We start from the raw sequence: 220 nt of genomic DNA, 5'->3' as shown, positions 1-220 counted from the left end.
AGCAGGGTTTTTGCCTTGGCATAGGCGTCTCGCCAACTGAGGCCGAGATGCGTGTAGGCGACTTCCGCGATCTGCTTGCCTATTGTCATCACGGGGTCGAGGCTCGCAGATGGATCCTGGAAGATGAAGCCGATGTCCAGGCCGCCGAGGGGACCGAATTTAGGTTGGCGTCCCGTCGCACCCCCCTCTGTCCTGCCGGACATCTCCCCCGCAAGGGGGG

Annotated in this window: 1 pseudogene; it reads right to left on the bottom strand. The window is 62.7% G+C overall.

The features are described 5' to 3' along the window. Positions 1 to 203, bottom strand: a pseudogene (locus tag E5W70_RS32990) (ABC transporter ATP-binding protein); the annotation flags it as partial. Between the last annotated feature and the right edge of the window lie 17 nt (positions 204 to 220).

The sequence above is a fragment of the Mesorhizobium sp. genome (assembly GCF_005063415.1).
GTDB lineage: Bacteria > Pseudomonadota > Alphaproteobacteria > Rhizobiales > Rhizobiaceae > Mesorhizobium.
The sequence above is the reverse complement of the archived record's forward strand: the minus strand, read 5'-3'. Positions and strand labels throughout refer to the sequence as shown.